The sequence below is a fragment of the Nocardia sp. NRRL WC-3656 genome, assembly GCF_000720265.1.
Classification (GTDB): domain Bacteria; phylum Actinomycetota; class Actinomycetes; order Mycobacteriales; family Mycobacteriaceae; genus Nocardia; species Nocardia nova.
This window is the reverse complement of the sequence record NZ_JOJF01000006.1, coordinates 121,708-143,318: the sequence shown is the minus strand read 5'-3', so window position 1 is coordinate 143,318 and position 21,611 is coordinate 121,708. Positions and strand designations below refer to the sequence as shown.

General features: G+C 68.8%; 18 protein-coding genes. 16 read left to right on the top strand and 2 right to left on the bottom strand.

The features are described 5' to 3' along the window. Nucleotides 1-11: 11 nt before the first annotated feature. The 14 genes from murD to IG65_RS0110620 all read left to right on the top strand — a co-directional run bounded on the left by murD (nt 12) and on the right by IG65_RS0110620 (nt 17,259). Nucleotides 12-1,475 carry a UDP-N-acetylmuramoyl-L-alanine--D-glutamate ligase gene (murD, locus tag IG65_RS0110690; protein ID WP_030514715.1) on the top strand — a complete coding sequence of 488 codons (1,464 nt, stop codon included), beginning with the start codon at nt 12-14 and terminating at the stop codon, nt 1,473-1,475. Continuing rightward, complete coding sequence (gene ftsW, locus IG65_RS0110685; RefSeq protein WP_081879384.1) at nt 1,472-2,995, top strand: putative lipid II flippase FtsW; 1,524 nt, start codon at nt 1,472-1,474, stop codon at nt 2,993-2,995. The genes murD and ftsW overlap by 4 nt, the downstream gene beginning before the upstream one ends. Continuing rightward, nucleotides 2,992-4,167, top strand: coding sequence for an undecaprenyldiphospho-muramoylpentapeptide beta-N-acetylglucosaminyltransferase (gene murG / locus IG65_RS0110680; RefSeq protein ID WP_051755706.1), 1,176 nt, complete (start codon nt 2,992-2,994; stop codon nt 4,165-4,167). Before ftsW ends, murG begins: the two co-directional genes overlap by 4 nt. Before the next feature lie 98 nt (nt 4,168-4,265). Beyond that, a complete protein-coding gene (gene murC, locus IG65_RS0110675) occupies nt 4,266-5,711 on the top strand; it encodes a UDP-N-acetylmuramate--L-alanine ligase (protein WP_051755756.1) in 1,446 nt (481 codons plus the stop codon). Between the two features lie 46 nt (nt 5,712-5,757). Next, the gene (locus tag IG65_RS0110670; RefSeq protein WP_081879382.1) at nt 5,758-6,531 is read left to right on the top strand and encodes a cell division protein FtsQ/DivIB; all 774 of its coding nucleotides are present in this window, start codon (nt 5,758-5,760) and stop codon (nt 6,529-6,531) included. 424 nt (nt 6,532-6,955) lie between these two features. Beyond that, complete coding sequence (gene ftsZ / locus IG65_RS0110660; protein WP_030514710.1) at nt 6,956-8,176, top strand: cell division protein FtsZ; 1,221 nt, start codon at nt 6,956-6,958, stop codon at nt 8,174-8,176. Nucleotides 8,177-8,486: 310 nt separating this feature from the next. Beyond that, on the top strand, nt 8,487-9,212 hold the full coding sequence (pgeF, locus tag IG65_RS0110655; protein WP_030514709.1) for a peptidoglycan editing factor PgeF: 726 nt from the start codon (nt 8,487-8,489) through the stop codon (nt 9,210-9,212). A 44-nt stretch (nt 9,213-9,256) separates the two neighbouring features. Next, nucleotides 9,257-9,979, top strand: a complete 723-nt coding sequence (locus IG65_RS0110650) for a YggS family pyridoxal phosphate-dependent enzyme (RefSeq protein ID WP_030514708.1) — start codon at nt 9,257-9,259, stop codon at nt 9,977-9,979. A gap of 187 nt (nt 9,980-10,166) precedes the next feature. Further along, the gene (locus IG65_RS0110645; protein ID WP_030514707.1) at nt 10,167-10,970 is read left to right on the top strand and encodes a cell division protein SepF; all 804 of its coding nucleotides are present in this window, start codon (nt 10,167-10,169) and stop codon (nt 10,968-10,970) included. Between the two features lie 123 nt (nt 10,971-11,093). Continuing rightward, nucleotides 11,094-11,396 carry a YggT family protein gene (locus IG65_RS0110640; protein ID WP_030514706.1) on the top strand — a complete coding sequence of 101 codons (303 nt, stop codon included), beginning with the start codon at nt 11,094-11,096 and terminating at the stop codon, nt 11,394-11,396. Nucleotides 11,397-11,471: 75 nt separating this feature from the next. Beyond that, nucleotides 11,472-12,305 (top strand): DivIVA domain-containing protein, encoded by an 834-nt coding sequence (locus IG65_RS0110635; protein ID WP_030514705.1) that lies wholly within the window; start codon nt 11,472-11,474, stop codon nt 12,303-12,305. Nucleotides 12,306-12,439: 134 nt separating this feature from the next. Continuing rightward, nucleotides 12,440-12,640: a hypothetical protein gene (locus IG65_RS0110630; RefSeq protein ID WP_030514704.1), complete on the top strand. Its 201-nt coding sequence runs from the start codon at nt 12,440-12,442 to the stop codon at nt 12,638-12,640. Between the two features lie 315 nt (nt 12,641-12,955). Then, the gene (gene ileS / locus IG65_RS0110625; protein ID WP_030514703.1) at nt 12,956-16,156 is read left to right on the top strand and encodes an isoleucine--tRNA ligase; all 3,201 of its coding nucleotides are present in this window, start codon (nt 12,956-12,958) and stop codon (nt 16,154-16,156) included. Between the two features lie 527 nt (nt 16,157-16,683). Further along, nucleotides 16,684-17,259, top strand: coding sequence for a C40 family peptidase (locus IG65_RS0110620; RefSeq protein WP_051755754.1), 576 nt, complete (start codon nt 16,684-16,686; stop codon nt 17,257-17,259). A gap of 114 nt (nt 17,260-17,373) precedes the next feature. Here IG65_RS0110620 and IG65_RS0110615 read toward each other — a convergent pair whose 3' ends face one another. Next, nucleotides 17,374-18,528, bottom strand: a complete 1,155-nt coding sequence (locus IG65_RS0110615) for an ABC transporter permease (protein ID WP_030514701.1) — start codon at nt 18,526-18,528, stop codon at nt 17,374-17,376. Between the two features lie 88 nt (nt 18,529-18,616). Here IG65_RS0110615 and IG65_RS0110610 point away from each other — a divergent pair, with 88 nt between their 5' ends. Next, the gene (locus IG65_RS0110610; RefSeq protein ID WP_036523975.1) at nt 18,617-19,030 is read left to right on the top strand and encodes a MarR family winged helix-turn-helix transcriptional regulator; all 414 of its coding nucleotides are present in this window, start codon (nt 18,617-18,619) and stop codon (nt 19,028-19,030) included. Between the two features lie 56 nt (nt 19,031-19,086). Here the strand turns inward: IG65_RS0110610 and IG65_RS0110605 are convergent, their stop codons facing one another. Next, nucleotides 19,087-19,965: a UTP--glucose-1-phosphate uridylyltransferase gene (locus tag IG65_RS0110605; RefSeq protein WP_030514699.1), complete on the bottom strand. Its 879-nt coding sequence runs from the start codon at nt 19,963-19,965 to the stop codon at nt 19,087-19,089. A gap of 236 nt (nt 19,966-20,201) precedes the next feature. Here IG65_RS0110605 and IG65_RS0110600 point away from each other — a divergent pair, with 236 nt between their 5' ends. Further along, complete coding sequence (locus IG65_RS0110600) at nt 20,202-21,530, top strand: DNA polymerase IV (RefSeq protein ID WP_231509140.1); 1,329 nt, start codon at nt 20,202-20,204, stop codon at nt 21,528-21,530. The last annotated feature ends 81 nt before the right edge of the window (nt 21,531-21,611 follow it).

Sequence of the window (21,611 nt, the reverse complement as noted above, 5' to 3'; positions counted from 1 at the left end):
CACCGGGTCCCATGCTCGAATTTCTGCGTGGCCGTGACGTTCTCGTCGCGGGATGGGGGGTGTCGGGCCGCTCGCTGATCGAGCCGCTGCGCGATATCGGCGCCCGCCCTGTCGTCACCGACGCCGGGGAGAAGGCGATGGCCGAGGCCGCCGAACTCGGCCTCGACACCGCCACCGCCGCCGAACTGGTCGAACCCGGTGCGCTGGAACGGTTCGCGCTGGTCATCACCAGCCCGGGCTGGCGACCGGGTTCGCCGGTGCTGGTCTCCGCGGTCACCGAGGGCGTTCCGGTCTGGGGCGATGTGGAATTCGCCTGGTGGGTGGATCAGGCGCGGCTCTACGGTCCGGTGCGCAAATGGCTGGTGATCACCGGAACCAACGGTAAGACCACCACCACCCAGATGACCCACGCCATCCTGCGCGCGGCCGGATTGCCCAGCGTCGCCTGCGGCAATATCGGACTGCCGATCCTGGACGCGCTGCGCCGCACCCCGGGACCGCAGATCCTCGCGGTCGAGCTGTCGTCGTTCCAGCTGCACTGGGCGCCGTCGGTGCGCCCGGAGGCAGGCGTGGTGCTGAATGTGGCCGAGGATCATCTGGATTGGCACGGCGGTCTCGACGCCTACGCCGCCGCCAAGGCGCGTGCCCTGACCGGACGGGTCGGCGTGGTCGGCCTGGACGACCCCGTCGCGGCCGCGCTGGCGCGAAAGTCCAAGGCGCGCCGCACCGTCGGCTTCCGGATCGGGGTGCCGGCCGACGGCGAACTCGGCGTGGTCGACGGCAAATTGCTGGACCGCGCCTTCACCAAGGCCGCGATCCTGGCCGAGGTCGGCGATATCAGCCCGCCCGGACCCGCCGGTGTCGCCGACGCGCTGGCCGCGGCCGCGCTGACCCGCGCCATCGACGTCGCGCCGCAGTTCGTCAAGGAGGGCTTGGCCGAGCACAAGGTGGGCCCGCATCGCGCCGCCTTCGTGCGGGAACTGGCCGGAGTCGGATTCGTCGACGATTCGAAGGCGACCAATCCGCACGCCGCGCGGTCGTCGATCCTGGCGCATCCGCAGGTGGTGTGGATCGCCGGTGGTCAGCTCAAGGGCGCCCATATCGACGATCTGATCGAGGAGGTCGCCGAGCGCCTCGTCGCCGCGGTGGTCTTCGGTCAGGACGCGCCGATCATCGCGGCGGCAATGGCGCGACACGCGCCGGATGTCCCGGTGGTCGAGCTCGGTTCGGGTGACGATGCACAGATGAGCGGGGAACCCTCCACGGCCTCTCTGGTCGCCGAGATCGACGGCGCCGACGCGGTGATGGCCCGCGCGGTACGCATCGCCGCCGGATACGCGGGGCGCGGTGACACCGTCCTGCTCGCCCCGGCCGCGGCCTCCCTGGACATGTTCGCCGACTACACCCACCGCGGCCGCAGTTTCGTGGCGGCGGTGCAGGCCCTGGACGAGAGAGATATCGGGAGCCAGCAGTGACGAAACCGGCGCGCAAGCCCGTGGGCACCTGGTTCGGTGCCTGGCTGGCGCGCCCGCTGGCCGATTTCCACCTGGTCGTCACCATCGCCACCCTGCTCACCGTGCTCGGGCTGGTGATGGTGCTGTCGGCGTCCAGCGTGGAGGCCTACGCCGACGGCGGTTCGGCGTATTCGCTGTTCATGCAGCAGGCGTTCTTCGCGGCACTGGGCGCGGCGCTGTTCTACGTGGCGCTGCGGATCCCGATGCGCGTGCTGCGGCAGCTGTCGTTCCCGCTGTTCGCGGCGTCGGTGCTGTTGCTGGTGCTGGTGCTGATTCCCGGCATCGGTTCGCAGGTACAGGGATCGCGGCGCTGGTTCGACCTCGGATTCGTCTCGGTGCAGCCGTCGGAGATCGTGAAGGTCACCCTGATCCTGTGGGGTGCGCACCTACTGGCGACCCGCCGCAGCGACCAGGCCGGCTACAAGGACATTCTGGTGCCGCTGGTACCGGCCGGTCTGCTGGTCTGTCTGCTGATCGTGCTGGAACCGAACCTGTCGACGACCATCGCGGTCGGCCTGGTGCTGGTCGCGCTGCTGTGGTTCGGCGGGTTGCCGGTGCGGCTGTTCGTGACCATCGCGGTCTCCGGTGCGGTCGCGGCGGGAATTCTGGCGCTGTCGGCCGGCTATCGCTCCGACCGCATGCGCGCGTTCTTCAATCCCGGCGACGATCCGCAGGGCATCGGCTATCAGGCGCGCCAGGCGCTGTTCTCCCTCGCCGACGGCGGGATCTGGGGGCGCGGGCTCGGCCAGAGCCGGGCCAAGTGGAGTTATCTGCCCAACGCGCACAACGACTTCATCTTCGCCATCATCGGCGAGGAACTCGGATTTCTCGGATGTGCCCTGGTGCTGGGGCTTTTCGCGCTGTTCGTCTTCGTCGGCCTGCGCATCGCCAGCCGGTCGGCCGATCCGTTCCTGCGATTGCTGACCGCGGCCGCGACCACCTGGATCACCGGGCAGGCGCTGATCAACATCGGCTATGTGGTGGGTCTGCTGCCGGTGACGGGCCTGCAGTTGCCGCTGGTGTCGGCCGGTGGTTCGTCGCTGGCGATCACGTTGATGATGTTCGGCCTGATCGCGAGCGCGGCCCGGCACGAACCCGAGGCGATCGCCGCGTTGAAGGCCGGGCAGGACGGGCGGTTCAGCCGGTTGCTGCGGCTGCCGATCCCGGAAACCTACGCACCCGCTCGCGCCGGCCGGGCCCGCGCGGTCTCCGGCCCGCGCCGGCGGGAACTGCCGCCGGCGCGCAAGCGGTCGGACAAATCCGGTCGGTCGCGCGGCGCGGGCACGTCCCGCGGGGCCGCTCAGGCGCGGGGTGGGGGTGCGGCGATACCCCGGCGGTCGATAGATTCGGATTCGGCACGACGACGCAGCGCCGACGCCGGACGGCGGGAGGCGCGCGGAGCGTCGTCGTGGCGCACGACCCGGGCCTGGGAGCCCAGCTATCCGATGACACATGCGAGAGAACGAGGTAATTCGAGGTGACAACCGGCGAGAGCGGCGGCACGACGGGTTCCGGGCAACGGACGCTCTCGGTGATCGTCGCCGGTGGGGGCACGGCCGGGCATATCGAACCCGCGATGGCGGTCGCGGACGCACTGCGCCGGCTGGATCCCTCGATCCGGATCACCGCACTGGGCACCCAGCGCGGGCTGGAGACGACGCTGATCCCCGAACGCGGCTATCCGCTGGAGCTGATTCCGCCGGTCCCGCTGCCGCGTAAACCCACCGCCGATCTGCTGCGCCTGCCCGGCCGGATCCGCGCCGCGGTCGCCCGCACCCGCGCGGTGATCGATGCGGTCGAGGCCGATGTGATCATCGGATTCGGCGGCTACGTCTCGGTGCCCGCCTACCTCGCGGCCGGTGGAGGAGTGCTGCGACGCTCGCGCCGGGTGCCTCTGGTGGTGCATGAGGCCAATGTGAAGGCCGGGATCGCGAACAAGCTCGGCGCCCGCCGCGCGGCGCGTGTCCTCGCCGCCGTGCCGAATTCGGGTGTGCACGCACGTGGGCGCGCCGACGCCGAGGTGGTCGGAATTCCGGTGCGCGACTCGATCGCCACTCTCGACCGGGCCGGATTGCGCAACCAGGCCCGCGACCACTTCGGCCTGCCCCAGCAGGGGCCGGTGCTGCTGGTCTTCGGTGGCTCCCAGGGCGCGCGCCGGTTGAACGAGGCGGTGTCCGGCGCGGCCGCGCAACTGCTGGCGGCCGGCATCTCGGTGCTGCACGCGCACGGTCCCAAGAACACCCTCGATCTGGAGGGCATCGATACCGAATCCGGTCGTGACGGCGCGAAATACGTTGCCGTGCCGTATCTGTCGCGGATGGATCTGGCCTATGCCGCCGCCGACGCCGCGGTGTGCCGCTCGGGCGCGATGACCGTGGCCGAGGTGTCGGCGGTCGGCCTGCCGGCGTTCTACGTGCCGCTGCCGCACGGCAACGGCGAACAGGAGTTCAACGCCCGCCCGATCGTCGCGCAGGGCGGTGGCAGAATCGTCGCCGATGCGGAGATGACGCCGAAGTATGTGATGGACGAGGTGATCGCGCTGCTCACCGACCCGGCCGCGCTGACGAACATGTCGGTCGCCGCCGCCGGTGCCGGACATCGCGACGCCGCGGATACGGTGGCGCGAATCGTGCTGGAGGTGACCGGACGGTGACCGGAGGAAACGAGACGGCCGCAGTGGGGGCCGCGGACCCGGTGAACCACACCGGGCAGGCTCCCGCCGAACTGCCGGAACTGTTGCAGCGGGTCCACATGGTCGGCATCGGCGGTGCCGGCATGTCGGGGATCGCGCGGATTCTGCTCGCCCGCGGCGGCGAGGTGTCGGGCTCGGACGCCAAGGAGAGCCGCGGCGTGCTGGCGTTGCGGGCGCGCGGGGCCCAGGTCCGCATCGGCCACGACGCGAGTGCGCTGGATCTGCTGGAGGGCGGTCCGAGCGCGGTGGTCACCACCTATGCCGCCATCCCGAAGACCAATCCCGAACTGGTCGAGGCGAATCGGCGCGGTGTGCCGGTGCTCATGCGTCCCACGGTCCTCGCGGAACTGATGCGCGGTAACCACACCCTGCTGGTGTCGGGTACCCACGGCAAGACCTCCACCACCTCCATGCTGGTCGTGGCGTTGCAGCACTGCGGCTTCGATCCGTCGTTCGCCGTCGGCGGTGAGCTGAACGAGGCGGGCACCAACGCCCATCACGGCACCGGCGGTTATTTCGTGGCCGAGGCCGACGAGTCGGACGGCTCACTGCTGCAATACGATCCGGACGTCGCCGTGGTCACCAACATCGAATCCGATCATCTGGATTTCTTCGGCTCCGACGAGGCCTACGTCCAGGTGTTCGACGACTTCGTGGCGCGACTGGTCCCCGGCGGGCTGCTCGTGGTCTGCCTGGACGATCCGGGCTCGCTGGCACTGGCCCGCCGGGTCGCCGAGCGCGTCGCGGCCGGGGAGCTCGATATCCGGGTGGCCGGCTACGGCTCGGCGGAAACGGTCGACGTGCCGGTGCCGATGCAGGCCCGGCTGGTGGCCTGGGAGCCGCGCGACGTGGGCGGTGTGGCCACGGTGCACTTGGGTGACGAACCCGCGCCGCGCACGCTGCGACTGTCGGTGCCCGGCCGCCACATGGCCCTCAATGCCCTCGCCGCGCTGCTCGCCGCCCGCGACGCCGGGGCCGACGTGGACGAAATCCTGCAGGGCCTGGAGGGATTCGGTGGCGTTCACCGGCGCTTCCAGTTCGTCGGGCGTGAGAACGGGGTGCGGGTCTTCGACGACTACGCCCACCACCCGACCGAGGTTCGGGCCGTGCTCGGCGCGGCGGCCGAACTGGTCCGCCAGGAGGCGGCCGACGGCGCCCGCTCCCGGCAGGGGCGGGTGATCGTGGTGTTCCAGCCGCATTTGTACAGCCGCACAGCCACCTTCGCCGAGGAGTTCGGCGCCGCGCTGTCGCTGGCGGACGAGGTCGTGGTCCTCGACGTCTACGGCGCCCGCGAGAAGCCGCTGCCCGGGGTCAACGGCGCACTGGTGGCTCAGGCGGTCACCAAACCCGTGCACTACCAACCGGATATGTCGCGGGTGGGCCGGCAGGCCGCGAGCCTGGCGCGTGCGGGGGACGTGGTGATCACCATGGGAGCCGGGGACGTGACGATGCTCGGCGGGCAGATTCTGGACGGACTGCGGGTACGCCCGTCGACGGGACGGTGAACCCGGCACCCCCGCCCGGCGGTGCCGGCCGGAGAGGGAGGTGGATATGACACGCCGCGCGACGATCGACGAGTCCGATCCGGACGCCGAGGACGAGTTCGCGGACGGCGACAACCGTCTCCGCCGCGCCGGGACCCGCGCGCGGCTGCCCTTCGACGGCCGGTGGCGGCGAATCCTGCTGTGGGGCGCGCCGATCGTGGTCGTGGTGATCGGGCTGCTCGTGGTCGCCTACTTCACTCCCGCGCTCTCGGTGCGCACCGTGCAGGTCGAGGGGGCGTCCGCGGTGCCCGAGCAGGATGTGCGCGCGGTGCTGCAGATCCCCGGCGGCCGTTCCATGCTGCGCATCGACACCGACGCGATCGCGCGCCGGGTCGCGTCGCTGCCGAAGGTGCGGGCGGCGCGGGTCCAGCGAGTGTTTCCGTCCACGGTGCGGGTCACGGTGGACGAGCGCACCGCGGTGGTGTTCTTCGACAGTCCGCAGGGACCGCATCTGCTCGACGCCGACAGCGTCGAATTCGCGATCGAACCGCCGCCGCCGGGCGTCGCGAAGCTGGTCACCGACCACCCCGGCAGCGCCGATCCGGTGACCCGGGCCGCGGTCGCGGTTCTCGACGCCGCCCCGCCGGCGCTTCGTGCGCAGGTGGGAGAGGTTGTGGCGCGGTCGGTTTCGGATATCGAACTGAAGCTGCGCGACGACCGTACGGTGGTCTGGGGCGGTGCGGACGACTCCGAACGCAAAGCCGCGGTGGTGCTTCCGGTGCTGACGCGCCCGGGAACGGTATACGACGTTTCGAGTCCCGATCTGGTAACGGTAAGATAGTGACACTCGTTGTGCCGTTGCGGTTTTCGACCGGCGGCCGGGAGTCGATGGCCGTGCGTGATGGCCGTGGCACCTGGGCCCGTCCGGGTGCCGCAGTCGCGTGCGGGGCCGGTGAATCCGCGGTCGTGCGGATATCGAGACTCGATCTCGGTGTCTGCGGCGGCCGTTTGCGGTACCATGCCCGACGGGCTCGGACGAGACGGATCACACAAGATTCTGACCCTCGTGTCGGCGCGCCTGCGCACGGATCGCGACGGGTGCGAATAGCGTTCCGCACCAGTCGGATACTTGACATAACGCCAACCCTATGGTTCAGGTTTAGGGTTTGTCCGAGTGAAACCCCGGGCGGACCGGGGACCTCGAATCGGCGCTCTGCCGAGAATCCGAAAACGACAGGCTTTGGATCGAAGGAAGGCGAGAGCCCATGACGCCCCCGCACAACTACCTTGCAGTGATCAAGGTCGTCGGTATCGGCGGCGGCGGCGTGAACGCCGTCAACCGGATGATCGAACAGGGACTCAAGGGAGTCGAGTTCATCGCCGTCAACACCGACGCGCAAGCACTGCTGATGAGTGATGCGGACGTCAAACTCGACGTCGGCCGCGAACTCACCCGCGGTCTCGGCGCCGGCGCGGATCCCGAGGTGGGCCGCAAGGCCGCCGAGGACCACAAGGACGAGATCGAAGAGGTGCTCAAGGGCGCCGACATGGTCTTCGTGACGGCCGGCGAGGGCGGCGGCACCGGTACCGGTGGCGCGCCCGTGGTGGCCTCGATCGCCCGCAAGCTGGGCGCCCTGACCATAGGTGTGGTGACGCGGCCGTTCTCCTTCGAGGGCAAGCGGCGCAGCAACCAGGCCGAGGCCGGTATCCAGGCACTGCGCGAATCCTGCGACACCCTCATCGTGATCCCGAACGACCGGCTGCTACAGCTCGGCGACGCGGCGGTGAGCCTGATGGACGCCTTCCGCTCCGCCGACGAGGTGCTGCTCAACGGTGTCCAGGGCATCACCGATCTGATCACCACCCCGGGTCTGATCAACGTCGACTTCGCCGACGTCAAGAGCGTCATGTCCGGCGCCGGTTCGGCCCTGATGGGCATCGGCTCCTCGCGCGGCGAGGGACGATCCGTGAAAGCCGCGGAGGCGGCGATCAATTCGCCGCTGCTGGAGGCGTCGATGGACGGTGCGCACGGCGTGCTGCTGTCGATCGCGGGTGGATCGGACCTCGGTCTGTTCGAGATCAACGAGGCCGCCTCGCTGGTGCAGGAGGCCGCGCATATCGAGGCCAACATCATCTTCGGCACGGTGATCGACGATTCGCTCGGCGACGAGGTCCGGGTCACGGTGATCGCCGCCGGCTTCGACGGGGGCACCCCGGCCCGGCGCATCGAACCGGCGGGCAGAACAAATATCGGCGCGGGCCGAGCCGGTGACATCGGCCAGTCCACGACCCGCCGCGAGTTCGGCAGCACCCGCCAGCCGGAGCCCGAGCGCGCGGCCGACCCGACGCCTGCCCGTGGCCCGGCCCCGTCCTACGAACCGCGCCCGGTCGCCGAGCCGACCATCGCGCACAACAGCCGCTCACACATTCAGATGCCGGACGAGGACACCGACGACGTCGACGTCCCCGATTTCATGCGCCGGTAGCAGACGCCGATCTCGCTGCCCCCTCCGACGTTTCGGAGGGGGCAGCGGCGTTTGCGGCCCGTGGAGGCCGATCGATGTCCGGGACAACGATGTGTGAGACCGGACACCGCGACGGGAGGCGTCGCACCCGGCGGCGGTGAACGCGGCGATCTCGTGTGGCGGCACTGTCGTGTGCATGAACTAGCACGCCGTGGGTACTTCGGCGGTCATGCTCGCGCTGTGCCCCACTTCGCCGCCTCGCCACATCCGTTCCGGATCATTGGGCGGCGGGCTCGACTCCGAACCGGCGCGGCCTATTAATCTCGGAGATATGACACAGGCTTCGGTTCGGACGCGACGGGTGACGACCACGCGGGCCGGTGGGTTCTCGGTGGCGCCCTACGACTCGTTCAACCTGGGCGACCACGTCGGCGACGATCCGGAAGCCGTGCGCCGCAACAGGATTCGTCTCGCGGAGGGCATCGGCCTGCCGCCCGGCCGCCTGGTCTGGATGGAACAGGTGCACAGTCGCAACGTCGAGATCGTCGACGGCCCGCGCGCCGAACCGGTTCCGGTGACCGACGCGCTCGTCACCACCGTGCCGAATCTCGCGCTGGTGGTCCTCACCGCCGACTGTGTCCCCTTGCTGCTGTCCGACGACGAGGCCGGTGTGATCGCGGCCGTGCACGCCGGACGCGTCGGCGCCCGCATCGGCATCGTGCCGAAGGTCCTCGAGGCGATGATGTCGGTCGGCGCCCAGCCGCACCGTATCGGCGCCTTCCTGGGACCGGCCGCCGGCGGCGAGGACTACGAGGTGCCCGCCGCCATGCGCGACGATGTGGAGGCCCATCTGCCCGGCAGCGCCACCACGACCCGGCGCGGTACGCCGGGGCTGGACCTGCGAGCCGGCATCCGCCGTCAGCTGGAGGCGGCCGGGGTCGGCGCGGTCGCGGTCGATCCGCGCTCCACCATCACCGACGAAACCCTGTTCAGCCACCGCCGCGGCGCGCCCACCGGTCGCATCGCCGGGGTGATCTGGATGGAGGGGGAGCGGTGAACAACGCCGAATCCGAGGTCGGCACAACAGAATCCGGGCCGGGGATGCCGCAGTCTCGCGAGGCCGAGCTTGCCGCCGCTCTCGGCAGCCTGGAAGATCGCATCGATGCCGCGTGCCGCGCCGCCGGGCGCGATCGGGCCACCGTCCGGTTGCTGCCGGTGACCAAATACTTCCCGGCCTCCGACGTGGAGATCCTGTATCGGCTCGGCCGGCGGGAATTCGGCGAATCGCGGGAGCAGGAGGCCTCCGCCAAGGTGGCCTCATTAGGCCATCTGGCGCAGATGCGCTGGCATATGATCGGCCGATTGCAGCGCAACAAGGCGAAATCGGTTGTGCGCTGGGCCGATACGGTGCACTCGGTGGATTCGGAGCGTCTGGTGAGGGCCCTTGACACCGCCACGGCGGCCGCGCGTGCGGACGGAGCGCGCGCGGATCCGCTGCGTGTGCTACTGCAGGTGAGCCTGGATCGCGATCCGGCGCGCGGCGGCGTTGTCCCGGATGATCTCCCGGCGCTCGCCGATCAGGTCGCGAAATCCGAGAATCTGCAGCTCGCGGGCCTGATGGCGATTCCGCCGCTGGGCGCGGACCCGGACCCGGCCTTCGCCGAACTGGCCGGTCTGCATCGCACGCTGCTGGCCGCGCATCCGGGCGCGACCGAGTTGTCGGCGGGCATGTCGGGCGACCTCGAGGCCGCCATTCGACACGGGTCTACCTGCGTGCGTGTCGGTACTGCTCTGATGGGCGCGCGACCGATAACCTCGCAGTAGCAAAGAAACCTCATCAGTCACATTCGAAACATATGCTTGGGGCTGACGAGGTCTGAGCAGGACTTCAACACCCCAGGTCAGTCGGGGCCGTAGGAAGGTCGACCAGGATGAGCGAGCGTAGCGAGCGAGACATCAGCGCAGCCACGAGCATGCTCGTGCTGGAGCCCAGCGTTAGTGAGGTGGGAGCATGAGTACGCTGCACAGGTTCAAGGCCTACTTCGGCATGGTCCCGCTCGAGGAATACGAAGACGACTACGTCGACGACCGTGGCCCTCGGGGTATCGACGACCGTGGTCCGCTGGGTGCGGACGACCGCGGTGTGCGCCGCTCGCGTTTCGACGACGATCCGTACGACGCCGGGCGCTCGCGTTTCGGCGACGACCGCTTCGCCGACGATCCGGGCTACCCGGAGCCGGCCTACAAGGCGCCCTATCAGCCCGGCTACACGGTGCCGCGCCGCTCGGAGTTCGCCGACGAGTCCTACTCCGACGACCGCTACGAGCCCCTGCGCCGCCCGACCCGGATCGAATCCGCACCTTCGGGCCGCTCGCGCGGACTCGGCGGTGGCACTCCGATGGTGCGTGGCACCACGCACGGTGCGCTGGCGGTCGATCCCGAGGCCGAACGGCGGATGGAAGAGCGGCGGATGGAGGAGCGCGCCCGGTTCGAGCCGGCTCCGCGCCGCGCCCCCGTCTTCGAGGACGGAGGTCCGTTGTCCAAGATCACGACACTGCGTCCGCGCACCTATGCCGAGGCCGCGATCATCGGCGAGCGTTTCCGTGACGGTACGCCCGTGATCATGGATCTGGTCGAAATGAGCAACGCCGACGCGCGCCGCCTGGTGGATTTCGCCGCCGGATTGGCGTTCGCGCTGCGTGGTTCGTTCGACAAGGTGGCCACCAAGGTGTTCCTGCTCTCACCGTCGGATGTCGATGTATCGGCCGAGGAGCGCCGGCGCATCGCCGAAAACGGCTTCTACAACCAGAAATAAACCCCGAACCGGGTGCCGCGGCGCGGCGGCGGCCCCGGTCGGGTGAGCCGCGTGGGGGGAAAGGACGCCGGATGCACGGCGCGGGGAGTTTGCAGGACACCGAATCTGAGGCAAAGTGGACAGGTGGCCTTGTTTCAGGTGCTGTATGTACTCCTGTTCCTCTTCTGGCTGTTGCTGATCAGCCGAGTGATCGTCGAGTTCATCCGCAGCTTTGCGCGCGACTGGCATCCGCGGGGGTTCGTCGCCGTCGTTCTGGAGGTGATCTTCACGATCACCGATCCGCCGGTGAAACTGTTGAGGCGCCTGATACCTCCCGTGAACTTGGGGGGAATTCGACTGGATCTGTCGATTATGGTCCTGCTTTTCATCGTGTTCATTCTGATGTCCATCGTCAGCAGGCTCGGGCAGCCGATAGCTCCGGTGTGACAGAATGGGCCGAGAAGAAGAGCTTGCTAGAAGATCTACGCTAGATCTCCGTACGAAGCGCGAAGGGATCCTTCCATGCCGCTGACTCCAGCCGATGTGCACAACGTCGCGTTCAGCAAACCGCCGATCGGGAAGCGCGGCTACAACGAGGATGAAGTCGACGCCTTCCTCGACTTGGTCGAACAGGAGCTCTCGCGCCTCATCGAGGAGAATGCGGACCTGCGCCAGCGAGTTGCTGAGCTGGATGCCGAATTGGCGGATGCCAAGAAGTCGCGTCCCGCGCCGCAGGCGGTGAAACCCGCGCCGCCGCAACCGGAACCGCCGAAGCCCGCGCCCGTTGCGCCGCCGATGCCGGTGCAGGCCGCCGCGCCGGTGGCCCCCAAGGACAACTCCGCCGCGGATGCGAACCTGCAGGCCGCGAAGGTGCTGAGCCTGGCACAGGAAATGGCCGACCGGCTCACCACCGACGCCAAGGCCGAGGCCGAACAGCTGCTCTCCAACGCCCGGGCGAATTCCGAGCGAATGGTCAGCGAAGCGCAGACCCGCTCGGACGCGATGGTCGGCGAGGCGCGGCAGAAGGCCGATTCGCTGCTGTCGGACGCGCAGACCCGATCCGACAGCCAGCTGCGCCAGGCCAAGGAGAAGGCCGACGCCCTGCAGGCCGACGCCGAGCGCAAGCACACCGAGATCATGGCCACCATCACCCAGCAGCGCAGCGTGCTGGAGAGCCGCATCGAGCAGCTGAAGACCTTCGAGCGCGAGTACCGGGTGCGCCTGAAGTCCTACCTGGAATCGCAGCTCGAGGAGCTGGAGAACCGCGGTTCGGCCGTTCCGGTCGACGGTGGCGAGGCCTTCGAGGCGGTATCGAACAGCCACGGTCCGGCGTCGTACGCCAAGGGTGGCAAATAGCTCGTCCCGGGTGCCCGCCACCCCGCCGATACGACGGGGTCCGGCGTCGCATGCCGCTGTGTGGTCGTAGTTCTGCCGAGCCGCCCGGCCCCTCGGGGGCGCTGCGGCCCGCCCTGCCCGCCTAGGGGGTGACCATGCTCGTTCTGACGCTCGTCCTGGCCGCGATCGGCTTCGCCCTGTTGGTGACGGCGTTGACGACCGGATCGGTGATCTGGGCGTGGGGTTGCATCGTCGTCTGCGTGATCGGTGCGATCCTGCTGCTGGTCAGCGCGCTGGCCATGCGTGAACCCGAGGACGGCCCGCAATCGCGTCCCGGCCGGCATGCCAAGCGCTGAGCGGGCACGGGTGCGGTGAACGGGGTGGGGAGCAGGGCACGGAAATAACGTTGCCCGCACTGGCTACAATCAAACCTGTAGATCGGCAGTGATCCGGCCATCACCGGGGAGCCTTCGGAAGAACGGCGCCACCAGCGCCCAGTAGAACCGAACGGGTGAGCCCGTCACAGCTCGCAACGAGAGGTCCGCCCGCCGGAACATCCGGCCGGACAAGCGGGGTGGTACCGCGGCAGCGGCGCACAGGCGCCGACGTCGTCCCCGTGCCCACCGACTGCGCCGAACGAGCGCACTGGCACGAGGGAGACCACAGCCGCCATGGCGGACGAGACATCCACCCGCAACGCCTATCCCCGCGTCGACTTCACCGCCGCGGATGCCGGCTCGCGGCAGGGCGCGAGCGTGTCGTTCCCGGAGCTCGAGCGCCGGGTGCTGGACTACTGGGCCGCCGACGACACCTTCCGTGCCAGCATCGACAACCGCGCCGAGGGGTGCGACGAGTTCGTCTTCTACGACGGGCCGCCGTTCGCCAACGGTTTGCCACATTACGGACATCTGCTCACCGGATATGTGAAGGATTTGGTTCCGCGGTTCCAGACGATGCGCGGTAAGCGCGTGGAGCGGCGCTTCGGTTGGGACACACACGGATTGCCCGCGGAAATCGAAGCGGAGAAGCAACTCGGTATCACGGACAAATCACAGATCGATGCGATGGGCCTCGCGGAATTCAATGCCGCGTGCAAATCCTCTGTGCTTCGTTACACCAATGAGTGGCGTGACTATGTGACACGCCAAGCGCGGTGGGTCGACTTCGACAACGACTACAAGACCCTCGATCTCGACTTCATGGAGTCGGTGATGTGGGCGTTCAAGTCGCTGTACGACAAAGGTCTTGTCTACCAAGGCTTCCGGGTGCTGCCCTACAGCTGGTACGAGCAGACGCCGCTGTCGAACCAGGAGGCGCGCCTCGACGACGCCTACCGGATGCGCCAGGATCCGGCGGTTACCGTCGACATGCTGCTCGAGGTCGCGGCCGACCATCCGCTGCACGAGCTCGACGGCGCCAACGCGCTGATCTGGACCACCACGCCGTGGACGCTGCCCTCGAACCTGGCGATCGCGGTCCACCCGGACATCACCTATGCCCACGTGCGCGGCAAGGACGGTAAGCGCTACGTGCTGGCCACCGAGCGGGTCTCGCACTACGCCCGGGAACTCGGCACCGGCGACGACGGACTCGAGGTGCTTTCGGAGCACTCGGGCGCGGCGCTGGCGGGCCTGCGCTATCGGCCGCCGTTCGACTTCTTCCTCGGCCACCCCCACGCGCACCGCGTGCTGAACGCCGACTACGTGACCACCGACTCCGGAACCGGCGTGGTGCATCTGGCGCCCGCGTTCGGTGAGGAGGACATGGACGTCGCCTCCGCCAACGGGATCGAGGTCGTGCAGCCGCTCGACGCCGGCGGCAAGTTCACCTCGATGGTGCCGCCGTACGAGGGCCTGATGGTGTTCGACGCGAATCCGGTCATCATCAAGGATCTCAAGGCCGCCGGAAAACTGTTGCGGCACGAGACGATCGAACACTCCTACCCGCACAGCTGGCGATCGGGTCAGCCGCTGATCTACATGGCGGTGCCCTCGTGGTTCGTGGCGGTCACGAAGTTCCGCGACCGCATGGTGGAGCTGAACCAGCAGATCACCTGGGTGCCCGAGCACATCCGCGACGGCCAGTTCGGCAAGTGGCTCGAGAACGCGCGCGACTGGAACATCAGCCGCAACCGGTACTGGGGTGCGCCGATCCCGGCGTGGATCTCCGACGATCCGGCCTACCCGCGGGTCGACGTGTACGGCTCACTGGACGAGCTGGAGCGCGACTTCGGCGTGCGCCCGGCGGATCTGCACCGGCCGGGCATCGACGAGCTGGTGCGACCGAACCCCGACGACCCCACGGGGAAGTCGATGATGCGGCGCACACCCGAGGTGCTCGACTGCTGGTTCGAGTCGGGGTCGATGCCGTACGCGCAGGTGCACTACCCGTTCGAGAACAAGGAATGGTTCGAGGGCACGCCCGATCGTCCGGCGCACAGCCCGGGTGACTTCATCGTCGAGTACAACGGGCAGACGCGCGGGTGGTTCTACAACCTGCACGTGCTCTCGACCGCGCTGTTCGACCGGCCGGCGTTCAAATCCGTTGTGGCGCACGGCATCGTGCTCGGCGACGACGGATTGAAGATGTCCAAGTCCAAGGGCAACTACCCCGACGTCAACGAGGTGTTCGACCGCGACGGCTCCGATGCCATGCGGTGGTTCCTCATGGCGTCGCCGGTGCTGCGCGGCGGCAACCTGATCGTCACCGAGCGCGGCATCCGCGAAGGCGTGAGCCATGCGCTGCGCCCGCTGTGGAACGCGTGGACGTTCCTGCAGCTCTACGCCTCGAAACCCGGTGTGTGGCGGACGGATTCGGCGCATGTGCTGGATCGCTACATTCTGGCCAAACTGGCCGCGGCCCGCGATGTGATGACCGAGGCGCTCGAGGTCTACGACATCGCCACCGCCTGCGACGAACTGCGTTCGTTCGCCGACGCGCTCACCAATTGGTATGTGCGCCGGTCGCGTTCGCGGTTCTGGGAGGAGGACCGCGACGCCATCGACACCCTGCACACCGTGCTGGAGGTCACCTGCCGGCTGGCCGCCCCGCTGCTGCCGCTGATCACCGAGGTGATCTGGCGCGGGCTGACGGGGGAGCGGTCGGTACATCTGACCGACTGGCCGGGCGAGACCGAACTGCCGCGCGACCCGGAGCTGGTGTCGGCGATGGACGAGGTGCGGTCGGTGTGCTCGACGGTGCTGAGCCTGCGCAAGGCGCAGAACCTGCGGGTGCGGCTGCCGCTGTCCGAGGTCACCATCGCCGCGCCGGATGCCGAGCGGCTGCGTCCGTTCGCCGATCTCGTGGCCGACGAGGTCAACGTCAAGAAGGTGGACCTGACCACCGATGTGGCCGCCCACGGCCGGTTCGAACTGGTCGTCAACGCCCGCGCCGCCGGTCCGCGGCTGGGCAAGGACGTCCAGCACGTGATCAAGGCGGTGAAGTCCGGCCAGTGGCGCGAGGACGACGGCGTGGTCAAGGCGCTGGTGCCCGGCCACGACGACGGCATCGCGCTGCTGCCCGAGGAGTACACCCAGCGCCTGGTGGCGGCCGAACCCGAATCCACCGCCGCCCTGCCCGGCAATGCGGGCCTGGTGGTGCTGAATTCGGAGGTCACCGAGGAACTCGAGGCCGAGGGCTGGGCCCGCGACCTGATCCGCGACCTGCAGGAGACCCGCAAGTCGCTGGGCCTCGACGTTTCCGACCGCATCACCGTGGTCTTGGAGGTGCCGCAGGAGCGTGCGGAGTGGGCGCGGACCCACCGTGACCTCATCGCCGGGGAGATCCTCGCCACCGCACTCGATTTCGGCGCGGCGGGCGCCGGGGCCGCCGATGTGGTCGGTGGTGTACGCGCGGCGATCACCAAGGCCTGAGTACGCGCGAATCGCGAAACGAGCCCGGTCCGCTTCTGACGGACCGGGCTCGTTCGTTACTGCGCTGCGAATTTCTGCCCGCCTACGGGAAAGGAGCGTGCGAGATCGAGGGGCGCGTGGGGTCTGGTCGCGTCCGCTGTCAAGTCGGGGTCGGGCCGCCGTATACCCAGCTAGACGGGGGTTACACATGGCCGTGGCGGGCGGCGACAGGTACGAGCGGGGCGGGCGATTCGACGATTCCCGGTATGACCTGGGGTGTGTCCTGTGGGGCCGGAGCGGATCACGGTTGCGGATTGGCACTTGTGGTGTGCATGTGACTTGCGCTAAAACAGCTATGTCGCAGCAACCGTCACTCTTTAGTTGAGCTTAGGTGTTTTTCCCGGATCGACCCCCGCTGAAAACTGCACTACCAGGTAGTTGACCGGCTGAGATGCCCGTGGGGAAGCGGCCATCCCAAGTCCATGCTGTGTGCTGTGTAATCGCCGGTCGGCGTGCCGTGGTGGATGCATGTAATGAAGGGCGAGCACATGGCACCGTCATCCGTGCGCGGATCCTCGCGCCGCAGATTCACCCGCTATCTCCTGGCCGCGATCGCCGCGGCCGTCTCCGTATCGATCTGGGCGGGTCCGGCCACCGCCGCACCCGCCGACACCGGCAGTTCCTCCCTCTCCGGCGATTCCGGGAGCAGTTCCGGGTCGGGGAGCGGATCGGCCTCCGGTAGCGCCAGCGGTTCGGCGGCGCTACCGCTGCCCAGCCCGCGGGCGTCGATCGCCCTGAGCATCGCCGGTTCGCAGGCGGGCAAGCCCTACGAATGGGGCGGTACCGGGCCCAACGCCTACGACTGCTCCGGGCTGGTGCAGTGGGCATTCCGGCAGGTCGGCATCATGCTGCCGCGCACCACCTGGGAGCAGGCCACCGCCGGCAGCGCCGTGCCGGTCGGCGCGATGATGCCCGGCGACGTGGTCATCGTGAACACCGACGGCTCGCACGAGGGCATCTACGCCGGCGGCGGCATGCTGCTCAACGCCTACGGGCCCGGCGTGCCGATCGGACTGACGCCGCTGAGCGAATTCGACATCTACGCGATCCGGCGCTTCTTCTGAGCCGAGTGTCCGGGCCGCGGGTTCTCGCGCCGCAGTCCGGACACTCGCCGACTACTCGGCGGTATGCGTGCGTCCCGAATCGCGATCTGCCGATCCGCTCGGAGGAGCGGGAGCTCAGACGCCCACCGCCTGTTCGATCTCCTCCTCGGCGTCGGAGTCCTCGTCGACATCTCCGCGGGCTGCGGCGTTCTCGGGCATCGATGCACTGAGGCGGTGTGCTTCGACAGGCATTCCGCTGGTGGCCGGGACGGCGGAGTGCGCGGCGCCGGGCGTGGCCGCGTGCGCCGGAGCATGTGCCGTGGACTGCGCGTCGCGGCGGCGTTCGTAGACGCCGCCGACCAGCACCAGCACCACACCGGCCGCGAACCACAGCGCCAGGCTCGTGATCCGGCCGCCGAGGCCGCCGTTGCCGTCGAAGTAGAGCAGGCTGCGGGCGCCCTCGACGAATCCCGCGCCGTTCCAGAACGAATGCAGGGCGCCGAAGAAGCCGTTCTGCAGTTCGGGGCGGTAGATGCCGCCGGAGGTGGTGAAGTTCAGCATCACGAACAGCACCATCACCGCGAGCGTGGTCCAGCGCTTCAGGAACGAGTGCAGGCCGATGCCGATGAAGAGGATGCCCGCGGCGTACAACCAGCCCATCGCCCAGATCGAGGCGTAGTCGTGGTCGACGACGTGGAATACCGGTCCGGCGAGCACGATGCCGATCACACTCACGACGAACGAGGTGGCCACCGCGGTGAGTGCCCGCACGGACATGCGCGTGCCCGCTCCGGCGACGCTGATCGCGGCGACGCTGCCGTAGGCGCCGATACTGAGCGCGACGAGCACGAAGAACAGGCCCTGTCCGGTCGGGTCGCCCGAGGCGGTGGGCGCGATGTCGATCGTGCGCAGCGGCAGATTCTGCTGAGCGGTCACGGCGCCGAACACGGTCTCGACGGCCATGGCGGTGGTGTCCGAATTCGCCTTGGCGACAAGCAGTTCGGGGGATTGCGCATCCGGGACGAAGGCGCCGGCCAGATCCCGATGCCGCAGCCGGTCGACGGCATCGGCGCGGTCGGCGAGCGTGACGACCTCGAGCGCGTCACCGGCCCGGTCCTTCAGCGTCTGGGCCATCACCTTGACCTCGGGGCTGTCGCCGACGATCGCGACCTGCGCGTGGTTGGGCTCGGGCTGGTGGAAGGCGCCCAGATAGGCCAGGCCCATGCCCAGGCACATGAGCAACGGGGTCAGCAGATGTCCGGCCATGTGCCGTAGCTGGTGCAGGGACATGTTCGCCACTCCAAAGGTTGGTAAATACAACTATTGTTTGTTGTACTATACAACCATGAAGGGGTCGCAGCCATACCCGTCGCGCACTGTGGCGATTCAGACAATTCAGCGTGAGCTCACCGCGTTCGCCCGTCGCGCCCGTGGTCGCGCCGCGGAACTGCATCCGGAGCTGCCGCTGGTGGCCTACAGCATTCTCGATCTGGTGATCGCGCGCGACGGCTGCCTCGCCGCCGAACTGGCCGACTACTTCGTGCTCGACAAATCCACGATGAGCAGGCAGGTGGCGGCGCTGGAGAAGCAGGGCTACCTCGTCAAGGAGGTCGACCCGGCCAACCGCCGCAATCACGTCCTGCACGCCACGCCCGACGGCAGGCGCGTCGCGGCCGACTCCGAACGCGCGCGCAGTGCCGCCGTGAACGAGCGCTTCCGCGACTGGGACGATCGCGACGTCGCCCAGCTCGCCGCCTATCTGGAGCGCTACAACGCCGCCGACGGCGGCTGAACGCCGCACTTCCCCCACGCCCGTCCCCGGAGGGGCGGGTCGTTACACCGTGCTGGTCACTCTTTGCACAGCTCGCGCAGCAGCGGCCCGTACTGGGGATGGCTGAGCGCGGAGGCGAACTGGGCGACCAGATAGTCCGCCGGATTGCCCGTGTCGTACCAGCGGCCGCGAATCACCTGTCCGTAGACCGGGTTCGAGGCGGCGAACACGTTGATCGCGTCGGTCAGGTACACCTCGCCGGTGCGGTGGGTGTACCACTTGTCGACCTGCTTGCGCAGTTCGTCGACGATGCCGGGGGTCACGACGTATCCGCCGATCGCTGCGTAGGCCGAGGGCGCGTCCTCCGGCTTCGGCTTCTCCCGCAGCCCGCTGATGCGCATCAGGCCGGGCTCGAAGGAATCCTCGACCACCGGCACGCCGTAGCGCTGGGAGTCCGCCGGATCCATCGGCATCAGCGCCAGCACCGGCGAACCGGTCTTGTTGTAGGCGTCGATGAGCTGCTGCGCCCGCGGCACCTCGGCGACGTAGACGTCGTCGGGCCACAGCACCAGCATCGGCTCGTCGCCCAGCGTGCGGGCGGCGTTGAGCACCGGAGTGCCGTTGCCGTAGGGACCGTGCTGGTCCAGATAGGTGATGTGGCCGAGCCGGCCGAGTTCGCCGACCTCTTCCACGGCGTCGGCATAGGCGGACTTGCCGTCGGCGCGCAGCTGCGCCACCAATGCCGGATTGGGACGGAAATGGTCCTGGATCAGGGACTTCCCGCCGCTCACCACGATCGTGATATCGGTGATGCCGGAGGCTACCAGCTCCCGCACAGTGTGCTCGATCACCGGTTTGTCGCCGACCGGCAGCATCTCCTTGGGGATGGCCTTGGTCAGCGGCAGCAGGCGGGAGCCGATGCCGGCGGCTGGGATCACTGCCTTGCGGATGGTCATGAACCGATCATCACACACTTCCGCTGCCGGATATGTCGGTCCCCACGCGTAGATTTCCGGGTATGCACTCTGCCCCCGATGCGGCTACCAGCGGTCTCGTGCCTGGTCAGCGCGCATCCGCCGGGGTCGGTACGGGTGCCGGGGGTGGGTCGGCCGTGCATCTGCACGCACAGAAATCCGACAGCAATTTCGGAGCCGACACGGTGGCGGCGCGCCGCTGGGTGCTGCACATCGATATGGACGCCTTCTTCGCCTCGGTCGAACAGCTGACCCGCCCGACGCTGCGCGGCCGGCCCGTACTCGTGGGCGGGATGGGCGGCCGCGGCGTGGTCGCGGGCGCCAGCTACGAGGCGCGGGTCTTCGGCGCCCGGTCGGCGATGCCCATGCATCAGGCGCGCCGGCTGGTCGGCGTCACCGCCGTGGTGATCCCGCCGCGCGGGGTGGTCTACGGCGAAGTCAGCGGGCAGGTCTTCGAAACCCTGCGGTTGTGGATTCCGGTGCTCGAGACGCTGTCGTTCGACGAGGCGTTCGGTGAACCCGCCGAACTCGCCGGCGCCGATGTCCGGCGGGTGCGCGAATTCTGTGAGCAGCTGCGGAAATCGGTGCGGGAGCGAACCGGGCTGGTGGCCTCGGTCGGCGCCGGCACCGGCAAACAACTGGCCAAGATCGCCTCGGGGCTCGCGAAACCCGATGGGGTGCGGGTGATTTCACCGGCCGAACAGCAGGCGCTGCTGGCCGGGCTGCCGGTGCGCAAACTGTGGGGTATCGGGCCGGTGGCCGAACATCGGCTGCGTTCGGTGGGCATCGAAACCGTCGGTGCGTTCGCGGCGCTGCCCGAGCCGGAGGCGGTCTCGCTGCTGGGCGGCAGTGTCGGCGCGGCGCTGCATCGGCTCGCCCGCGGGATCGACGAACGACCCGTCGCCGAGCGGGCCGAGGCCAAACAGATCAGCGCCGAAACCACCTACGAGACCGACATCGTCACGCTGGCGCAGCTACGCCCGGCGATCGAGGCGATGGCCCAGGACGCACACCGGCGGCTGCTGCGCGACGGCCGCGCGGCCCGCACGGTGGTTTTGAAATTGAAGAAGGGCGATATGAGCATCGTGACGCGTTCGCTCACGTTGCCCTATGCCACCACCGATCCGGCCACGCTCACCGCCGCGGCTCAGCGCTCGGCCATCGATCCCGTCGAACTGGGCTCGATCCGGTTGGTAGGCGTGGGATTCGGCGGTTTGTCCGCGGTGCGGCAAGAATCACTGTTTCCCGAGCTGGACCGCGACACCGGTGCGGTGGGCGCCGCGATCTTCGAAGAGCCGATCGCCGCGTCGGCGCCGGAGCCCGAGCCGGTGGTGCCGCCGCCGACGCGTTCCTACACCACCGAGTTCTGGTATCCCGGACGCGATGTCGGCCATCCCCGGTATGGCCACGGCTGGGTACAGGGCAGCGGGCACGGCCGGGTCACCGTCCGATTCGAGACCCGCTCGACAGGGCCGGGACCGGCGTATACGTTCGCTGCCGACGATGACGATCTCACCCCGGCCGATCCGCTCCTTAGTCTTCATTGAAATTTGGCGGGTAGCGTGAGGCCACTCGTGCACTGCCGCCGGTCGGGTGGGAGCTGTCACGTGAACGGAACCAGACCAACT

What these genes read in the sequence shown, in the direction of transcription:
- IG65_RS0110650 (WP_030514708.1), top strand. Translation starts at nt 9,257, where the DNA reads ATGCCGCAGTCTCGCGAGGCCGAGCTTGCCGCCGCTCTCGGCAGCCTG.
- IG65_RS0110605 (WP_030514699.1), bottom strand. Translation starts at nt 19,965, where the DNA reads ATGACCATCCGCAAGGCAGTGATCCCAGCCGCCGGCATCGGCTCCCGC.
- IG65_RS0110600 (WP_231509140.1), top strand. Translation starts at nt 20,202, where the DNA reads ATGGACGCCTTCTTCGCCTCGGTCGAACAGCTGACCCGCCCGACGCTG.
- pgeF (WP_030514709.1), top strand. Translation starts at nt 8,487, where the DNA reads ATGACACAGGCTTCGGTTCGGACGCGACGGGTGACGACCACGCGGGCC.
- IG65_RS0110635 (WP_030514705.1), top strand. Translation starts at nt 11,472, where the DNA reads ATGCCGCTGACTCCAGCCGATGTGCACAACGTCGCGTTCAGCAAACCG.
- IG65_RS0110645 (WP_030514707.1), top strand. Translation starts at nt 10,167, where the DNA reads ATGAGTACGCTGCACAGGTTCAAGGCCTACTTCGGCATGGTCCCGCTC.
- IG65_RS0110615 (WP_030514701.1), bottom strand. Translation starts at nt 18,528, where the DNA reads ATGTCCCTGCACCAGCTACGGCACATGGCCGGACATCTGCTGACCCCG.
- murC (WP_051755756.1), top strand. Translation starts at nt 4,266, where the DNA reads ATGGTCGGCATCGGCGGTGCCGGCATGTCGGGGATCGCGCGGATTCTG.
- IG65_RS0110670 (WP_081879382.1), top strand. Translation starts at nt 5,758, where the DNA reads ATGACACGCCGCGCGACGATCGACGAGTCCGATCCGGACGCCGAGGAC.
- IG65_RS0110620 (WP_051755754.1), top strand. Translation starts at nt 16,684, where the DNA reads ATGGCACCGTCATCCGTGCGCGGATCCTCGCGCCGCAGATTCACCCGC.
- murD (WP_030514715.1), top strand. Translation starts at nt 12, where the DNA reads ATGCTCGAATTTCTGCGTGGCCGTGACGTTCTCGTCGCGGGATGGGGG.
- ileS (WP_030514703.1), top strand. Translation starts at nt 12,956, where the DNA reads ATGGCGGACGAGACATCCACCCGCAACGCCTATCCCCGCGTCGACTTC.
- IG65_RS0110630 (WP_030514704.1), top strand. Translation starts at nt 12,440, where the DNA reads ATGCTCGTTCTGACGCTCGTCCTGGCCGCGATCGGCTTCGCCCTGTTG.
- ftsZ (WP_030514710.1), top strand. Translation starts at nt 6,956, where the DNA reads ATGACGCCCCCGCACAACTACCTTGCAGTGATCAAGGTCGTCGGTATC.